Source organism: Ruminococcus sp. (assembly GCF_019417665.1).
Classification (GTDB): domain Bacteria; phylum Bacillota; class Clostridia; order Oscillospirales; family Ruminococcaceae; genus Ruminococcus_C.
This window is the reverse complement of record NZ_DXUU01000016.1, coordinates 24,704-42,489: the sequence shown is the minus strand read 5'-3', so window position 1 is coordinate 42,489 and position 17,786 is coordinate 24,704. Positions and strand designations below refer to the sequence as shown.

The following is a 17,786-nucleotide window of genomic DNA, read 5'->3' as shown; positions in this document are numbered from 1 at the left end:
GATCAAAGACAACACCACACAAAAATCCGATACATTCCGGAGAAAGGTCGAAAAATAATGGCAAAACAGCACTGGAAAGGCAGCGTTCTGCTGGCACCCGTACCGCCCACCCTGGTCACCTGCGGCACGATGGAATCTCACAACGTTCTGACTGTGGCATGGACAGGCGTTCTGGCAACGCATCCGCCTATGACATATATTTCCGTTCGTCCCACACGGTATTCCTACGGCATCATCATGGAACACCGTGAATTCGTTATCAACCTCCCCACCTCCGCCATGATGCAGGCAACGGACTTCTGCGGTGTGCGCAGCGGCAAAGATGTGGATAAATTTGCGGTCTGTCACCTGACACCAGAGCCGGCACAAACGGTTCAGGCACCGCTGATCGCAGAATGCCCCGTGAATCTGGAATGCCGTGTGACAGACACGAAGGAAATGGGCACCCATACAGTTTTTGAAGCGGAGATCACCGGGGTCAATGTGGACGAAAAGTATCTGGACAGCAAGGGGAAACTAAACCTCCAGCAATGCGGTCTCATGGCGTATGCCCATGGGGAATATTTTTCCCTGGGACGCAAGCTGGGGAATTTCGGGGACTCGGTACGGAAAAAGAAGAAAAAGCATAAAAAAAACGTCTAATAAACAATGCATTAAAATAAAATTTTTAGATGGCATATTTCATCCTTATATAGTATTGTCTGAAGTTGACATGTAAATAAAAATTAGATCTATTAGCCATCCGAAAATCGTTACGCATTTTATAGATTTTTGATAGATCTCAATAGTTAATCCGTGATATCGACAAGCCCATTTCACCATCGAAGGCAATTCAATTTATCATATCATAATAAGTTTGCAAATAAAAAATATTTATTCATAAAAAAACCGTCGATTCATTAATGTAATAAAACTATAATAAAATCAAAGGGTAAATTTACGCAAAACCTTTTCTACATTTTTGAAAGAAAGATATAAAGTGATGAAGAAGATTATTTCAAAGTTTATGGCAAGTATCATTGCAAGTTCAATGCTTGCAGTGAGTGTTGGTACGATATCAGCAAGTGCAATCACGCCTTCAATTGTTCCAGGATCAGAATTCGATTACGAAGTATCTGTAGAGAAAGTCAGCGGATATACAAACCGCTATAAATTGAGCATTAATTCTATAAATAATCCTGGCTTTTGCATCTTAGGAATGTCCGTAACGTATGATAGTAATTGCGTGCCACTAAGCTATACTAAGTCCCCTTGGCTTAATGTTGGGATGGGAGATGAAATATCCACTATATTCATGGCTGCTGGGAGCGATAATCATTATGATTTCACCGTTGAATTAAATTTTACGATCAACGGTGATGCTGCAGCAGATCATGAATTTGAAGTTGGTGTTTATCGCTATAAGTCAGATTCTGAAAACTTAAATAAAGGCGATGAAAGCTATAAAGGTGTAGCAGTTGATGCTGCATTTGGCATCAAAGAAGGCATGGTCGGTGACCTGGATGGTGATGATGGAATTGGATTGAATGATGCTTATTTAGTAAAAACCATTTTAAGTGAAGTTCAGGCGGTAAGCACAACTACTGCCAAATTAAATGCACACTTAAAAGATAACCGTGCAGATTTAATTAGCGGTGGTAAATATTTAGGTTTGGTAAATAACGCTTATATAAGCGCTGCTATAGCAGATACAAATGGTGATGATATCATAGATTATGACGATTCAAATGAGATTTTATTGTATTACACACACGCATCTGTAGGCTCGTCTTATGCAAGTGATTATCTTGGAAAAGTTCCGTCTGTCAAGATAGTGTGCTAATCAAATTTGTATATTTTTAAGGAGGCTTTTATGAAAAAAAGAAAAGTAATCTCAGCTCTGACAGCCGCTGTGATGACTGTCTCCGCACTTCCCATCCTGTCCGCAAGCAGTGAAGAGACTGTTTATCCGCTCGGTGATGTGGACATGGACGGTTATGTCAGCGGTCACGATGCTGCTCTGCTCTCTCGCCATCTTCATGCTGGTGACGTCTCTTTTACCGAAAAACAACTGACGCTGGCTGATGTAAATGAAGACGGCACGGTAGATCAGGCTGATGCAGACTGGATTCATGAGAATCAGAAATATGCCCTAGGCGATATTATGAAAACCGGTTCTACTGATCTTACAGCAGCTTGGCTGATGCTGCGCATATATGCCCATACCAGTGTTGGCAATTCTTTAAATATCACGGATGAGCCTGTTTATGAATTCCCCCAAGGAGTTAGTTTCAGTATTTCAGGATGGGATACGAGAGAACCCGAAATCTATGCCTGTGAAGCCATTGGTACAGAGCAACGACTTGACCCAATAGAAGACGCTAAGCTGTATGAGGAAGTATGCCGAATCATGCTGTTTGATTCGTATACGCCCTATGAAGAGCTCTATCTCACACCACTAGAGTTTAACTTATTAGATCTTAATGCAGATGGTTTAATTACCATTGATGATGCATATAGCTTTCTCTGTTTTTATGCAAATTGGTCTGTCAATAAGGATGTTGAAGAAATATTCTTTTGCAATGGAAAATACTATTTTGACTCTGATGTAACCAAATAAACTTCCTATAGCTTACTTTATAAAAACCACCGACAGTGCGCTGTTGGTGGTTTTTTATGTTCTAAAACAATTGGAACGTTTTAATGTTCACTTTCAATCCGATTTTCTCGCTCCCTTGACTTTTTCAGCAGTTGTGTTATAATTAGAAGTATGCTGGAAGTATTGTCTTTTGTTTCGCATAACTTCTACTCTGACGGGCAAACTGAAATCAAAGGAAACACTGTACAAAGAACGCCGGCAGCTTTGTGCGGTATTGCCTAAAACCGTTTGCAAAGGAGCGAATCCCTATGTCAGAAAATCATAAGCACAATACTTCTGATCCCAAAACCAACACTGATGAGCAGCTGGATCAGGCACAGCTCATCGAAGAGACCGGTGCCGTCCGCACCCAGAACGCAAAGCATCTCATCCACTGTCTGACCGTGATCGGACAGGTGGAAGGGCACAATATCCTGCCGGACGACACCAAAACCACCAAATATGAGCATATTCTCCCGGCACTGGTCGCCATTGAACAGGATCGCAATGTGGAGGGACTATTGGTCGTCCTGAACACCATGGGCGGCGATGTAGAGGCTGGTCTTGCCATTGCAGAGATGATCTCCGGCATGAAAACGCCTACGGTCTCTCTGGTCATCGGCGGCGGTCACTCCATTGGCATCCCCATGGCAGTGAGCGCAGACATTTCCATGATCGTCCCGTCCGCTTCCATGACCGTGCATCCTGTCCGCACCAATGGACTGGTACTGGGAGTACCCCAGACCGTGGTCTATTTTGAAAAAATCCAGGAGCGCATCACCGGCTTTATCACCCGGAACAGTTCCATTGACCCCAAGACCCTGGAACAAATGATGATGAACACCCAGGAGCTTGCCACCGATATCGGCACTGTGATCTCCGGGGAAGAAGCTGTCGCCTGCGGTCTCATCGACCGGCTTGGCACACTCCACGATGCCATAGAAGCGCTCTATCATCTGATCGAAACCCGGGAGCCGAGATATCCCGACGCACTGCCGCCGGCATGATCGGCTTCTGCACAGAAAGGCAAACGAATTGGCACAGAAATCCGCTTCCACCAAAAAGAAAAAACCGGCGGCGAAAAAAAAGCCTGCCGCAAAAAAGACAAATGATAATACAGCACGCACTGCAAAAGAAGAGGCTCTGGAAAAACTGAACCGACAGCAAAACGGCAACACCAAATTTCAGTCTGTGATCTTATTTGCAAGCGCAGTGCTGTTTTTCCTCATTGCATTCATTCAGGGCAGCGCCGGCTGGTATGTCCTCCACCGGTTTGTCCGGGGGCTGTTCGGCTTTTCCATTATCCTGGTACCCATTATCCTGCTGGTGTCCGCCTATTATACGGAAAAGCGCACGGGCATGTCTCTCCCAAAACGGCTGATCTTCAGCCTGGGACTGACCATTCTGACCAGCAGCTTTGTACAGATCCTCTTTGTCGGCGAGATCGAGAAAAAATCCTTTTTCCGTGCTGTCGGCTACTTATACGAAACCGGCGCCGAGGACGCTTTTCAGAGCGGCGGCGTCATCAGTGCAGTCCTCGCCTATCCCCTCATCCGGATCCTCGGCACAACGGGAGCACGCATTCTCATTGTGGTTCTCCTCTTTGTCGCAATCATGTGGATGCTGGATCTGAGTATGCGCCAGCTGTTTCAATACATTCTTCTGCCCTTCCGCAAGCTGCGGGAACTCTGGCGGCGTGAACCGGACTGGGCAGATGATATCGATGAAAATGACATTCCCCCGGAAGAGCCGGAGTTTTTCCTCCCGCCGGAGGAATCTCCCAGAAAACGCCGCCGCAGAGAAAAAGCAGAACCCCAGCCGGAACCCATCCCGTCAGCAGAACCAGCTGTACCGGAAGTACCGGACTTTATACAGGACAGCTCTCCCCTGCCGCCGGATCTGGAGGCAATGATACATGACAGCTATGGTCAGCCTGACCCGGCAGAGCCATATACACCGGCATATGACATGGATGTAGACATTCCCCTGCCCCCGGACGGCGGCGGAAATGCTGCCATTGTATCCCCGGAAGAGCTGCTGACAGACCCGCCGGAGCTGTTTCAGCCGGAAGACGAATCCCCGGCGCAGGCAGCGCCACCGGTACCGCCGGTGCGTCCCTATCAGATACCGCCTCTGGACTTTTTGCAGACAGGCATCAGCCGTGCAGGGGACCCGGCTGCGGAACAGGAACTGAAAGAAAATGCCGGCATTCTGGCAGACACCCTGAAAAGCTTCGGTGTGACCGTGCGGATCACAGGCATTTCACGGGGTCCTTCTGTCACACGCTATGAGATCCAGCCTGCCGCCGGCATCAAGGTCTCCAAGATCACCGGTCTGGCAGATGACATTGCCCTTTCCCTGGCGGCACAGGGTGTCCGCATGGAAGCCCCCATACCGGGAAAGCCTGCCATCGGCATCGAGGTGCCCAACAATCACAAAGACACCGTTTCCCTCCGGGAAATCCTGGAGAGTGACAATTTCAAAAATTCCAAGAGCAAGCTGACCTTTGCCGTAGGACGGGACATTGCCGGAAATGCCATTGTGGGAGACATTGCACGTCTGCCCCATATGATCATTGCCGGCGCTACCGGTTCCGGTAAATCCGTCTGCACCAATTCCATTATCATGAGCATTCTGTACCACGCCACACCGGACGAGGTAAAGCTCATCCTCATTGACCCGAAGATCGTCGAATTCACGGTATACGAGGGCATTCCCCACCTGCTGATCCCGGTAGTCACCGACCCGAAAAAGGCTGCCGGTGCCCTGAACTGGGCAGTGCAGGAAATGCAGCGGCGGTACAATCTCTTTGCGGAACACAGCGTCCGTGACCTGGGAGATTACAACGCCGCAGCGGCACAGCCGGGCAGTGAACTAGAGCCCATGCCCCAGATCGTAGTAATTATTGACGAGTTGGCAGACCTGATGATGACCACTTCCAAAGAAGTAGAAGATGCCATCTGCCGCCTGGCACAGAAAGCACGTGCGGCAGGAATGCATCTGATCATTGCCACTCAGCGACCGACGACGGATATCATCACCGGTCTGATCAAAGCAAATATTCCGAGCCGTATCGCCCTTTCCGTCATGTCACAGGTCGACTCCAGAACCATCCTGGATACCGGCGGTGCGGAAAAACTGCTGGGACACGGTGACATGCTCTATCTGCCCAACGGCAAGATCAAGCCGGTTCGTGTTCAGGGCTGTTTCACTTCCACCAAGGAGATTGAAAAAGTGGTGGAATTCATCAAGGCACAGACACAGAGCAATTACAGCGATGAAATTATGGAACAAGTAGAACAGAATATTCCGGTCACCAAGGCAGAGCAGAAGGAGATGAAAGCCGCCGCCGAAACAAATGGTGCACCAGAGCCCGGCAGCGACGAGGATGTCCTGGAGCGTGCCATTGAAGTAGTTGTCGAAGCCGGACAGGCATCCACCTCTGCACTCCAGCGGCGGCTGAAGCTGGGCTATGCCCGTGCCGCACGGATGATGGATGAACTGGAACAAATGGGCATCATTGGTCCTTATGAGGGTGCAAAACCCAGAAAGGTACTCATGACCAAGGAACAGCTGGCGGAACGGAAAATGCGGAGATTACAGTGAATACGGAACATCCTGCGAGAAAGAAAAATCGTCTGGAGAACTATGATTATGCCTCCTGCGGTGCCTATTTTGTCACGATCTGCGTTGCCCTTTCCGACATCTGTTTGTGGGAAACTGTAGGGGCGAACTGCGTTCACCCGAAACTATCCAATATTGGCAAAGTTGTTTCGCAGGAAATAAAAAAATTAGATACCATATATCCCAACGTGATAGTCAATAAATATTGTATCATGCCAGACCACATTCACATGATCTTGTTGATTCTTCCCGATGAAAACGGGCGAACACAGTTCGCCCCTACATTATCACGGGTCGTTAAGCAATTCAAAGGTGCAATCACCAAACAAATCGGGTTTTCCATCTGGCAGAAATCCTTTTATGACAGAATCCTGCGAAATGAAAAGGAATACCGAAACGCATGGCAGTACATTCAGGATAATCCAATCAAATGGATCGCACAGCACTGTGATGATACATCAATCACGTAGGCGGATATAATTCGCCAGCAAACAGATATAATCCTATAGCCCCAAAAAGGAGGTGCACCCCATGACCAACTTTCTCCCTATCACAAAACAGGAACTCCTGGAAACCGGCGTATCCCAGCCGGATTTCGTCTACATCACCGGCGATGCCTATGTGGATCATCCCAGCTTCGGTGCGGCGATCATCACCCGACTACTCCAGTCCCAGGGCTACAGCGTGGCTGTCATTGCCCAGCCGAACTGGCACAGTACACAGGATTTCCAACGCTTCGGCGAGCCGAGGCTTGCCTTTCTTGTGACCGGCGGCAATATTGACTCCATGGTGGCGCACTACACTTCTGCTAAGCGCCGCCGCAGCAATGACATGTACTCTCCTGGCGGCAAGGCAGGACTTCGCCCGGATCGTGCCGTGATCACCTATTGTCAGCAGCTCCGGAAAGCATATCCCCATGCGGCAATTGCCATCGGCGGTCTGGAGGCATCCCTCCGGCGGTTCGCCCACTATGACTACTGGGACGATGCCGTTCGCCCGTCCATTCTCGTGGACAGCGGTGCCGACCTGCTCATGTACGGCATGGGAGAACACCAGATCACAGAACTGGCGCAGCAGCTGGCAGACGGTGTGCCGATTAGAGAAATCACCGGCATCCGGGGGACATGCTATCTTACCAATCCGGTGAACACCCCATGGGGTGCAGTGCAGTGTCCGGATTATGCCCAGGTCTGCCAGGATAAGAAAGCCTATGCTAAGGCGACTCGACAGCAGTATGACCAGCAGGACGAAATCACCGGCAAGACGGTGATCCAGCGCCACAGAGATAAAATGCTGGTGCAGAATCCTCCGGCACTGAGTCTGACGCAGGAGGAACTGGATGCCGTTTATGCCCTGCCCTACCAGCGGCGTCCCCATCCCATGTATGATGCGCAAGGCGGCGTGCCGGGGATCGAGGAGGTACAGTTTTCCATTGCCCATAACCGGGGCTGCTTTGGTTACTGCAATTTCTGTTCCATTGCCCTCCATCAGGGACGGCGCATTACCTGCCGCAGTGAGGAATCCATCCTGGATGAAGCAAAAAAGATCATTGCCATGCCCAATTTCAAGGGCTATATCCATGATGTAGGCGGCCCTACGGCAAATTTCCGGCTGCCATCCTGCAAGAAGCAGGAGAAAGCCGGCATGTGTGCAGGAAAGAAATGTCTTGCGCCAAAGCCCTGTAAGGCATTGCAGGTAGATCACTCGGAATATCTCCATATCCTGCGGAAACTCCGTGCCCTGCCCGGTGTGAAACGTGTGTTCATCCGTTCAGGCATCCGCTTTGACTATGTCATGGCAGACCCGGATGATACTTTTTTCAAGGAACTAGTGGCAGAACACGTCAGTGGTCAGCTGAAAGTTGCACCAGAACATGTCAGCAATGCAGTGCTGGACAAAATGGGCAAGCCTCACATCGAATGCTACGAGGCATTCCAGAAACGATTTTATGAGATCACGAAGAGCATTGGAAAAAAGCAGTATCTTGTGCCCTATCTCATGTCCTCCCATCCGGGGAGCACCTTGCAGGAAGCCGTGAAGCTTTCTCTCTTCCTCCGAGATCACGGACTGCATCCGGAACAGGTTCAGGACTTCTACCCTACGCCAGGAACCATCTCTACCTGTATGTATTACACGGAATTAGACCCCTATACCATGGAACCGGTTTATGTTCCGAAAACACCCCAGGAAAAAGCCATGCAGCGTGCACTGCTGCAATATTATCTGCCGCAGAACAAGCAGCTTGTGCTGACTGCACTGCGGCAGGCAGGACGGCAGGATCTCATCGGCACAAAGCCGGGCTGCCTTGTAGCACCGGATGCCAAGCCCCGTTCTGCATCCCATCCAAAACAACACAAAGGAGGTGCATCCCCACGAAATTCAAAACCATCACCCCGAAAAAAATCACGGCGCTCCTGACCGCATTTGCAGCACTTCTCCTGCCCGGCTGTACGCTGGAGGATATCGAGATCTATATGACCGATACCATCGACCAGGCATTCGGCGGCGAAGAGACCGTCGGAGAAGGCAGCTGCTCCGTCTATTTTCTGGACGTGGGACAGGGCGACAGTACACTCATTGTGACGGATACTGCCGCTGTCCTCATTGACGCCGGAGAACAGAGCGCCGGAGACGATATCCTTGCCGATTTACAGAAATACGGCGTCACCACGCTGGACTGGATCATCGGCACCCATCCCCATGCAGACCATATTGGCGGACTTCCGAAAATTCTGGAATATGCCGCAGCATATGACGATCTGACTGTTGCAAATGTCATGACCCCGGCACTGCCGGACAGCCAGATCCCCACCACCAGAATCTATGAAAGCTTTCTGGACGGCGTGGAGGCAAACGGACTGGAACTGACGGAAGCCGTCTCCATGACCATTGATCTGGGAAGTGCTTCGCTGGAGATCATCCCCTCGCCGGGAGAGGATTACAGTTCCCTCAATGACTACTCCATCTGCGCCTACTTAACCTGCGGCGAAACCGGATTTTTCTTTACCGGTGACGCCTCCAAGCCGGAGGAAACAGACCTGCTGGAATCCGGTGCACTGGATCATGTGCAGGCGGATGTCCTGAAGGTGGGACACCACGGCAGCCGGGAGTCCTCCACCGATGATTTTCTCTATGCCATCAATCCCAGCTATGGGGTGATCTCCTGCGGCTATGACAATTCCTATGGGCATCCCCACAGCGAAGCCATAGCACGGCTCACCAAATTCTGCGGCGAACAGATCTGGCGGACAGACGAAAATGGCACAGTCTGCATTCAGTCCAACGGACAGCAGCTGACTGTGACAACAGAAAAGTGAGGGACATTATGATCATCATTGACCGATTCGAAGGCGATCTTGCCGTACTGGAAACAGACAGCGGCATAATACAGGCAGCACGCAGTCTGCTGCCGGAAAATGCACGGGAGGGAGACATTCTCACCCAGACAGCAAACGGCTATGCAGTGGATGCAGAAGCCACACGGATACGGCGGGAAAAGCTCCTGGCACGTACCAAAAAATTAAAGAAACAGTGAGGTAATATGGAAACAGACCACTTATGTATCGGCGGCGGTCCTGGGGGCATGTTTGCAGCCCTGACTGCCGCCGGCAGCGGAAAACGCTGCATCATTCTGGAACAAAACGAACAGCTGGGACGAAAGCTGCGCATTACCGGAAAGGGACGCTGTAATCTGACCAACAACTGCGACAGAGAGACACTGCTCGCCAATATTCCCGGCAACGGGAAATTTTTGTACAGTGCCTTTTCCCGGTGTATGCCCCAGGATGTCATGGCATATTTCGAGGAATTGGGCGTACCCCTGAAAACGGAACGGGGAAACCGTGTGTTCCCTGTCAGCGACCGTGCGGAGGATGTTGTACAGGCACTCCAGAAAGCCATCCGCCGTGCCGGAATCCCGGTAATACGATGCAGGGCAAAACATCTCATTCTGGAGAATAACCGCTGCTGCGGTGTACGCACTGCGGACGGCAGAGAATTCCGGGCAGGGACGACACTTCTCGCTACTGGCGGCGTGTCTTATCCCAAGACTGGTTCCACAGGAATAGGGTATCAACTAGCGGAAAAAGCCGGACACAGCATTGTGCCGCCCATGCCGTCTCTAGTACCTTTGGTAACAGAAGAGACATGGTGCCGGGATGCCATGGGATTGTCCCTGCGGAATGTCACGCTCCGGCTGTATCGGGGAGACAAATGCGTCTTTGAGGAACTGGGGGAAATGCTCTTCACCCACTTCGGTATATCAGGTCCTTTGGTACTCAGCGCCAGTGCTGTTATGCGCAAGGGGCAACCGCAGGACTACCGCATGGAAATCGACCTGAAGCCAGGACTGACACCGGAACAGCTGGACAAGCGTATCCAGCGTGATTTGACGGACAGTCCAAATCGTGATCTGGGGAATATTCTCCACGCGCTGCTGCCGGCAAAGCTGATCCTTCCGGTACTGAAACTATGCCGGATTCCACCGGATACCAAGGCCAACAGTATGACACGGGAACAGCGGCTGACACTGGGAAAGCTGGTGAAGGCTGTACCGCTTCAGGTCAAAACGTTCCGCCCCATTGAGGAGGCCATTGTCACAAGAGGCGGCGTTTCTGTGCGGGAGGTCAACGCCAAGACCATGGAATCCAAGTGCTGTCCGGGATTGTATTTCGCCGGAGAGATTCTGGATGTGGACGGCTATACAGGCGGTTTTAATCTGCAAATTGCTTTTGCCACGGCATACAGCGCCGGACTTGCCATGAGCGAAGCCGATCAGGTATTATTTTAATATGGCAGGATAAGCGCCTGCTACCATAGTTTTTGTTCAATATTGAAATTATACATAAAGGAGTTACCTTATGAAAACGATTAACATTGCCATCGACGGCCCTGCGGGCGCCGGGAAAAGCAGTATTGCCAGAGAGGTGGCATCTGAGCTGGGATTTGTCTATGTGGACACTGGTGCGCTGTATCGTGCCATTGCCCTGTTCTCCACAGAATATTCTTCCCGTCGGGAATTTCTGAACGCACTGGAGGACGACTGCCATCTGGAAATGAAGTATTTCGGCGGCACTCAGTGCATTTTTCTAAACGGTGACAATATCACCGACAAGATCCGTACGCCGGAGATCTCCATGAAGGCATCAGAGGTTTCTGCCCTGCCGGAAGTGCGGGAATTCCTGCTGGAGACCCAGAAAGATATTGCACGAGAGTATAATGTCATTATGGATGGCAGAGATATCGGCACTGTGGTACTGCCGGACGCCGATCTGAAAATTTATCTGACGGCTTCTGCGGAGGAACGTGCCAGCCGCCGGTATCTGGAACTGGAGGACAAGCCTGATGCGCCGTCCTATGAGCAGCTTCTGGAGGAGATCAAACAGCGGGATTATAATGACATGCACCGTGAAGTTGCACCCTTGAAGCAGGCAAAGGATGCTGTGCTCATTGACAGCACAACGATGGGATTTCATGAGGTGTGCGAGGAAATCCTGGATCTCATTGAGGAACGGTTGGATCTGGAGTAAGTTGTTCTGAATCTGCTGAAAGAAGGGGCAAACTGGATCAGCATGATGAGCACCCTTCGTGAAAACGGTTAAGAAACATTTTTAGATTTTACAATTTCACTTGAAAAGGAGGTCATCACTTGCCTTATCCCATTGTCGTATTTTTCTATCGCATCGCCTATTACATCGTACGGTTTCTGTTCCTGTTCTACTATCGCATCCAATTCGAGGGACGGGAAAATGTACCGAAAAAAACTGCTGTCATTTTCGCTTCCAACCACCGCAGCTACCTCGACCCGGTACTCGTGGCAATGGCAGCACCCCATCCGTTCAACTATATCGCAAAAGAACCGCTGTTCAAAAATCCCGTATTCGGCGGCTTTATCCGGTTCATGGGTGCATTCCCTACATCCAACAGCAAGGATCCGTCCTATGACATGCTCTCTGAGGCAACACGCCGTCTGGAAAAGCGCCGCCATCTAACCATTTTCCCGGAAGGCACTCGTCACACAGACGGCAAAGTGGGCAGAGGTAAAAGCGGTGTTTGCGTCCTGGCAGCACGCAGCGGCAAGCCGGTCGTTCCTGTGGGATTGATCTTCGATTCCAACAATCTTCACTTCCGCAGCCGTATCTGCGTCCGGGTGGGAAAACCCATCTATGCCGCTGACTACGGACTGGACGAAAACGCCACGCCCCACGATATGCACGCCATGCGCAAGGATATTATGGATGCTATCCGGGAAATGGTGGAGGAAGATCCGCCCTTTCCCATTCTCCACGACGAACCAAAAAAACGCACGTCCATTGAAATTGCGCAAAAGCAGCGCCGTGCCGAATTGAAACAGAAAAGACAGGCAGATACATCTGCCCCTGAAAAAACGGAGGACTAAACCATGGCTCAGATCACCGTTGCCGACTCTGCCGGATTCTGCTTCGGCGTAGACCGTGCCGTAAAGCTCTGCTACCAGGCACTGGAACACTATAAATCCGTGGCCACTCTGGGACCCATTATCCATAACCAGAATGTGGTCGACGACCTGACTCAGAAAGGTGCCCGTATCGTTCATTCCATTTCAGAACTTCAACCCGGCGAATGTGTGGTCATTCGCTCCCACGGTGTCAGCGCCGATGTCTATGCAGAACTGGAACGTGCCGGAAATCCCTATGTGGATGCCACCTGCCCCTTTGTTGCCAAGATCCACCGCATTGTGGAAAAGCATACTGCAGACGGAGATTTTGTCCTCATTGCCGGAGATGCAAATCATCCGGAAGTCGCTGCGATCGTTGGACATTGCAAAGGAAATTGCTTTGTTTTTGAAAGTGAAGAAGCCCTAAACAATTTTTTTCAAAAAAAATTATCGAATTCGTATAAAAAGCTTGCAATTGTTGCGCAAACAACGTATAATATATTAGTATGGGAAAAGTGTTTAGAAGCTCTTCCCAAGGACAACCCGAATATTATGGTTTACGATACAATCTGCCACGCAACTCAAGTGCGGCAGTCCGACGCAGACAAACTCTCTCGCAAGTCAGATTTAATGATCATTGTGGGCGGCAGACACAGCTCTAACACCGTAAAGCTGTATCATGTCTGCAACAGAAACTGTAGGTCTTATCATATTGAGAATTCGGATGAGCTTTACACTTTAGACCTATGTAATGCCGAGAAGATCGGGATTACAGCCGGCGCGTCCACACCGGCACATATCATTAAGGAGGTTCAACAAACTATGACTGAAATTATGGATAACAACACCATGGAGGAGGACATCAACTTCGCCGAAGCACTGGATCAGTCCTTCAAAAAAATACATACAGGGGAAAAGGTAAAGGGTACCGTCTGCTCGCTGAACAATACGGAAGCTATCGTAGATGTCGGCACAAAGCACACTGGTTATGTACCGCTGAGCGAACTGACAGACGATCCTTCCAAGAAGCCTGCTGATGTTGTTGCTATCGGCGACGAGCTGGATCTGATCGTAACCAAGATCAACGACCAGGAGGGTATTGTGACCCTGTCCAAGAAAAAGGTCGATGAGATGAAGGGTTTCGAAGAGATCATCAAGGCGAAGGATGAGGGTGCAATTCTGGAAGGCACCGTAAACGCAGCTGTCAAGGGCGGCGTGATCATCACTTATGCCGGCGTTCGCGTATTTATCCCGGCATCCCAGAGCGGTCTGCCGAGAGGTGCAGAGATGGATTCTCTGGTAAAGACCACCCAGCGTTTCACCATCCTGGAAGTCAACGAACACCGCAGAAGAGCTGTCGGCTCTATCAAGGCTGTTCTGAAGGCTGAAAAGGATGCCGCAAAGGAAGCATTCTGGGAAACTGCTGAAGTGGGCAAGGTATACAAGGGCGAAGTCAAGTCCCTGACCAGCTACGGCGCATTCGTAGATCTGGGCGGCATCGATGGCATGGTTCATATCTCCGAGCTGTCCTGGAAGCGCATCAAGCACCCCAGCGAAGTTGTCAACGTGGGAGACTACATTGAAGTATTCATCAAGGATCTGGATCGTGAAAACAACCGCATTTCTCTGGGCTACAAGAAGCCGGAGGACAACCCGTGGGAGAAGTTCAAGGCAAACTACAGCGTTGGCGATGTGATCCCGGTTACCATCGTTTCCATCACACCTTTTGGCGCATTTGCACAGATCATTGACGGCGTAGACGGTCTGATCCACATTTCTCAGCTGGCTGACAAGCGTGTTGAAAATGTCAAGGATATCGTTTCTGTTGGCGATACTGTTGATGTTAAGATCATTGACATCGACATCGAGAACAAGCGCATCTCCATCTCCATGCGTGCTCTGCTGGAGGATGAGGACGTTGCTGAGGACGAGGAATAATCCCAGTCCAGAGATTCTTTTTTGACAAGGTAAAATAAAAAGCGGCAGTGTGGCTTTTGGCTGCACTGTCGCTTTTTTATTTATAAGGATAATTATAAAAGAATAACTGTCTTGCGTTTCCAGCCCAAACAGTTATTCTTTTTATTTTCTCACATCGGCGATCCACCGCCAGGGCATATTTTTCCAATGTTCCCCAGCATAATCAATGCCCACACGCACATCGGTGCGCAGTTCCGGACGAAATCCATCGTCTGCGATCCACAGATCCGGGCAGGTGACAAAACTGTCCCCATTCAATGCCTTGTCGATTTGCAGGTATTTTGTCAGTTTTGCCGGACCATTGTGGATCTCTCCTGCACGAAAGAGCACACCCTGGGGTTGTTCCGGCTCGCCTGTAATGACATTCATCAGCCAGTGCATCCCGTAACAGAGATAAATATAGATCACGCCGCTTTCCCGATAGAGCAATTCTGTCCGGGGCGTTCTGCCTTTGGAGGCATGACAAGCCAGATCTTCCTCGCCCCGGTATGCCTCTGTCTCGGCAATACGCTCCTGCAAGATCGTCCCGTCAGGCAGCCGGCGCAGGAGCAGTTTCCCCACCAGATCTGGAGCAACTTCCAGGCAGTCCCGGTGGAAAAAGGCTTCGTTCAGTCGTATAGGCTGCATGGTATCTCCCCCTTTTTCTCATATGATTTACACTTATTTATACCATTATTCTTGTTCCATCTGTTTTGGCATCACATACAACGTATGTTGATTAGAAAAAATCACCATCCCCGGCTTTGCACCTGCCGGTTTTATGGGCAGATATTTTTTATACCAGACCTACACATTTTTCCTCCACCATTCGCAGGATGTCGTATGTACATAATCTCTCTGTCAGTATAGTGTGACCTTAAATGCGTTTCAGACTTTCTTCCAAGAGCATAAATCTTTTCAATTGTTTTGAATATATCCAAAAGATCATCAATATATTGAATTCCTTTTTTCATTTCGATTTCTGTTGGAGTTCGATTTGTCTTTAAATTCCCTGCTTTATGAGGATGAAGGGGGTAAATATTCCACATTAGAGGCATAAATTCCACTTGTTCCAGAACGTCCCAAATAATTGTAGCGGATCCTTCTTTCTGATAGCTTGTCTTCTTTTCATCAGTTATTGCATAGCCTTTTCTCTTTCCCAACACCAAATTATCTATTTCCATCATATTATATTCTGCTGTAAATGGAACCCCTGTCAATGCACACCCTCTATAACCGGGTGCTTCACCAACTAATAGAATTGTAGGATTAATTTCAAAAAGCTTAGATAAATATATCCCTAAGTTTTTACAACAAATTGAATTTAGGTATTGATTTTCCACTAAATCGCTCTCCGGCATTTCCATGCTTAACTTTTCCACAAATTTTTCTATTGTCATACTATAACAAATCTCCTTTCGGCGTCACATATAGCGTATGCTGGTTGGAGAAGATCACCATCCCCGGCTTTGCACCTGCTGGTTTTTTCACAAACCTAACCGGGCAATAATCTACCGGAACTTGTGCGGAATCCCGTGCCTTACTGTGATATGCCGCCAGCTGCGCCGCTTCCTCCAATACCTGCTGAGACGGCTCTTTGCCCCCGGTCTCCAGAATCACATGAGAGCCGGGAATATTCTGGGTATGCAGCCAGATGTCGTTTTTATTTGCCGTTTTCAGGGTTAGCTGATCATTCTGGCGGTTGTTGCGTCCCACGAGAATCCGTGTGCCGTCCGAAGCTGTAAACTCCATAGGCGGCAGGGATTTCGGCGGCTTGCCCTTGCGCCGCAGAAGCCGCAGATACCCCTGTTCTGCAAGCTCTGTGCGCAGCTGTTCCAGATCATTTTCCGTCTCCGCACGGCTCAGCACATCCAGTACGCTGTCCAGATATGCCAGTTCTTCCCTGCCCTTTGCAATCTGCTCGGTCAGGATCTTTTCCGCCGTACACGCCTTTTTGTAAGCCTGATAATATTTCTGCGCATTCTGCGGCGGCGTCAGACGGGCATCCAGTTCAATGGTAACCGTGGGGCACTCTGGGTCGTAGAAATCTTCCAGTTCTGCCGTGGTATCACCCTTGTGCAGCCGGTAGAGATTCGCCGAAATGAGGTCAGCCTTATGCCTCAAGGCGTCCTTTTCCTCACAAGCGTCCAGTTCCTCCGACTGGGAAACAATACGCCGCTGGATACGCTCTGTGGCGTGGAGCAGCAGATGGAACAGGTCATTGGCACGCTGTTTCAGTCTTGCTGCATGGTCACGGCTGGCGAAAAATTCATCCAACAGTTCGCACGCCGACGGCATGGTTTTCGTCACCATAAGCGTACCATACTGATGCAGAGGCAGGAAGGAGAAGTCCTTGAGCTGTCCTTCCCGGGTGCTGACCATGGTGTAGACTTCCGTGCCCTGCTCCAGCATTTCCTTGGAGCGGTGGATGGTATAGCACAAACGATCTCTCTGATCGTCTGTAAGCGCTTCTGCACGGCACGCTGCGCCCTGTCCGGCGTAATATGCCCATTCCCGGACAAGCACCGGAGAAACACCCTCAAAGGTCTGTAGGAGCGCCTTAGACAGCTCTGCATTTTTCGAAGCAACTACAGTACATATCTCCTCGTCAGAAGCGGTCAGGAAATTCAGGCGGTCGTCCCGGGGCGGCATTTTATAGGTAACGCCCGGCAGTACCAGACGCTTGCTGGACATGGTGGCATCCACACGCTTCATGCTGTCGATGACAATGCCTTTTTCATCAATGAGGATCAGGTTGGAGTACCGCCCCATGATCTCACAGGCAAGCGTCAGCTGTACCACATCTCCCAGTTCGTTGACGCAGGAAAAGTCGAAGTACAGCACACGCTCCAAACCGTCCTGGCGGATATCCAGCAGCTTGCCGTTCCCAAGGCGTTTCCGCAGGAGCATACAGAACATAGGCGGCGTTTTCGGATTTTCCACTGTCACCTGGGTCAGGTGTACCCGTGCCCGGTCTGCGGCGCAGGAAATAAGGATCTTTGCTCCGCCGGTACGGCTGCGAAGTGCCAGGATCAGCTCTTCCCGTGCCGGCTGGTGAATCTTTTCAATACGGGAATCAATGAGCGGCAGAAGTTCCTGCCGTACTGCGTGTAAATATGCACCGTCTAATGCCATGTGTTTTCATCCTTTCTTTTGGTGGAATCCAGCGATACG

16 protein-coding genes are annotated in these 17,786 nt (G+C 50.0%); 13 read left to right on the top strand and 3 right to left on the bottom strand.

All coding sequences use genetic code 11. The features are described from left to right. Positions 1-57: 57 nt before the first annotated feature. The 13 genes from QZ375_RS06095 (at position 58) to QZ375_RS06035 (ending at position 14,594) form a co-directional block, all read left to right on the top strand. Positions 58-642, top strand: coding sequence for a flavin reductase family protein (locus QZ375_RS06095; protein WP_295216807.1), 585 nt, complete (start codon positions 58-60; stop codon positions 640-642). A gap of 340 nt (positions 643-982) precedes the next feature. Beyond that, the gene (locus tag QZ375_RS06090; RefSeq protein ID WP_295216804.1) at positions 983-1,822 is read left to right on the top strand and encodes a hypothetical protein; all 840 of its coding nucleotides are present in this window, start codon (positions 983-985) and stop codon (positions 1,820-1,822) included. A 30-nt stretch (positions 1,823-1,852) separates the two neighbouring features. Further along, positions 1,853-2,599, top strand: a complete 747-nt coding sequence (locus QZ375_RS06085) for a dockerin type I domain-containing protein (RefSeq protein WP_295216801.1) — start codon at positions 1,853-1,855, stop codon at positions 2,597-2,599. 287 nt (positions 2,600-2,886) lie between these two features. Continuing rightward, the gene (locus QZ375_RS06080) at positions 2,887-3,624 is read left to right on the top strand and encodes an ATP-dependent Clp protease proteolytic subunit (RefSeq protein ID WP_295216799.1); all 738 of its coding nucleotides are present in this window, start codon (positions 2,887-2,889) and stop codon (positions 3,622-3,624) included. A 28-nt stretch (positions 3,625-3,652) separates the two neighbouring features. Then, entirely contained in the window at positions 3,653-6,223 is a 2,571-nt protein-coding gene (locus QZ375_RS06075; protein ID WP_295216796.1) for a DNA translocase FtsK, read from the top strand. Beyond that, entirely contained in the window at positions 6,220-6,711 is a 492-nt protein-coding gene (locus QZ375_RS06070) for a transposase (protein WP_295216794.1), read from the top strand. Before QZ375_RS06075 ends, QZ375_RS06070 begins: the two co-directional genes overlap by 4 nt. Before the next feature lie 61 nt (positions 6,712-6,772). Next, positions 6,773-8,659, top strand: a complete 1,887-nt coding sequence (locus tag QZ375_RS06065) for a YgiQ family radical SAM protein (RefSeq protein ID WP_295216791.1) — start codon at positions 6,773-6,775, stop codon at positions 8,657-8,659. Between the two features lie 56 nt (positions 8,660-8,715). Continuing rightward, on the top strand, positions 8,716-9,558 hold the full coding sequence (locus tag QZ375_RS06060) for a ComEC/Rec2 family competence protein (protein WP_295216789.1): 843 nt from the start codon (positions 8,716-8,718) through the stop codon (positions 9,556-9,558). Positions 9,559-9,566: 8 nt separating this feature from the next. After that, positions 9,567-9,776 carry a DUF3006 domain-containing protein gene (locus QZ375_RS06055; protein WP_295216786.1) on the top strand — a complete coding sequence of 70 codons (210 nt, stop codon included), beginning with the start codon at positions 9,567-9,569 and terminating at the stop codon, positions 9,774-9,776. A gap of 6 nt (positions 9,777-9,782) precedes the next feature. Continuing rightward, the gene (locus QZ375_RS06050) at positions 9,783-11,030 is read left to right on the top strand and encodes an NAD(P)/FAD-dependent oxidoreductase (protein ID WP_295216783.1); all 1,248 of its coding nucleotides are present in this window, start codon (positions 9,783-9,785) and stop codon (positions 11,028-11,030) included. Positions 11,031-11,100: 70 nt separating this feature from the next. Next, positions 11,101-11,769 (top strand): (d)CMP kinase, encoded by a 669-nt coding sequence (gene cmk / locus QZ375_RS06045; protein WP_295216781.1) that lies wholly within the window; start codon positions 11,101-11,103, stop codon positions 11,767-11,769. A gap of 119 nt (positions 11,770-11,888) precedes the next feature. Beyond that, a complete protein-coding gene (locus QZ375_RS06040; protein WP_295216779.1) occupies positions 11,889-12,638 on the top strand; it encodes a lysophospholipid acyltransferase family protein in 750 nt (249 codons plus the stop codon). A 3-nt stretch (positions 12,639-12,641) separates the two neighbouring features. After that, entirely contained in the window at positions 12,642-14,594 is a 1,953-nt protein-coding gene (locus QZ375_RS06035; RefSeq protein ID WP_295216776.1) for a bifunctional 4-hydroxy-3-methylbut-2-enyl diphosphate reductase/30S ribosomal protein S1, read from the top strand. Positions 14,595-14,735: 141 nt separating this feature from the next. Here QZ375_RS06035 and QZ375_RS06030 read toward each other — a convergent pair whose 3' ends face one another. From QZ375_RS06030 to QZ375_RS06020, 3 genes are all read right to left on the bottom strand, one after another. Next, positions 14,736-15,260 (bottom strand): DNA-3-methyladenine glycosylase, encoded by a 525-nt coding sequence (locus QZ375_RS06030; RefSeq protein WP_295216774.1) that lies wholly within the window; start codon positions 15,258-15,260, stop codon positions 14,736-14,738. A 131-nt stretch (positions 15,261-15,391) separates the two neighbouring features. Then, positions 15,392-16,012, bottom strand: coding sequence for a uracil-DNA glycosylase (locus tag QZ375_RS06025; protein ID WP_295216771.1), 621 nt, complete (start codon positions 16,010-16,012; stop codon positions 15,392-15,394). Between the two features lies 1 nt (position 16,013). Further along, positions 16,014-17,747 carry an NFACT RNA binding domain-containing protein gene (locus QZ375_RS06020; protein WP_295216769.1) on the bottom strand — a complete coding sequence of 578 codons (1,734 nt, stop codon included), beginning with the start codon at positions 17,745-17,747 and terminating at the stop codon, positions 16,014-16,016. Positions 17,748-17,786: the final 39 nt, after the last annotated feature.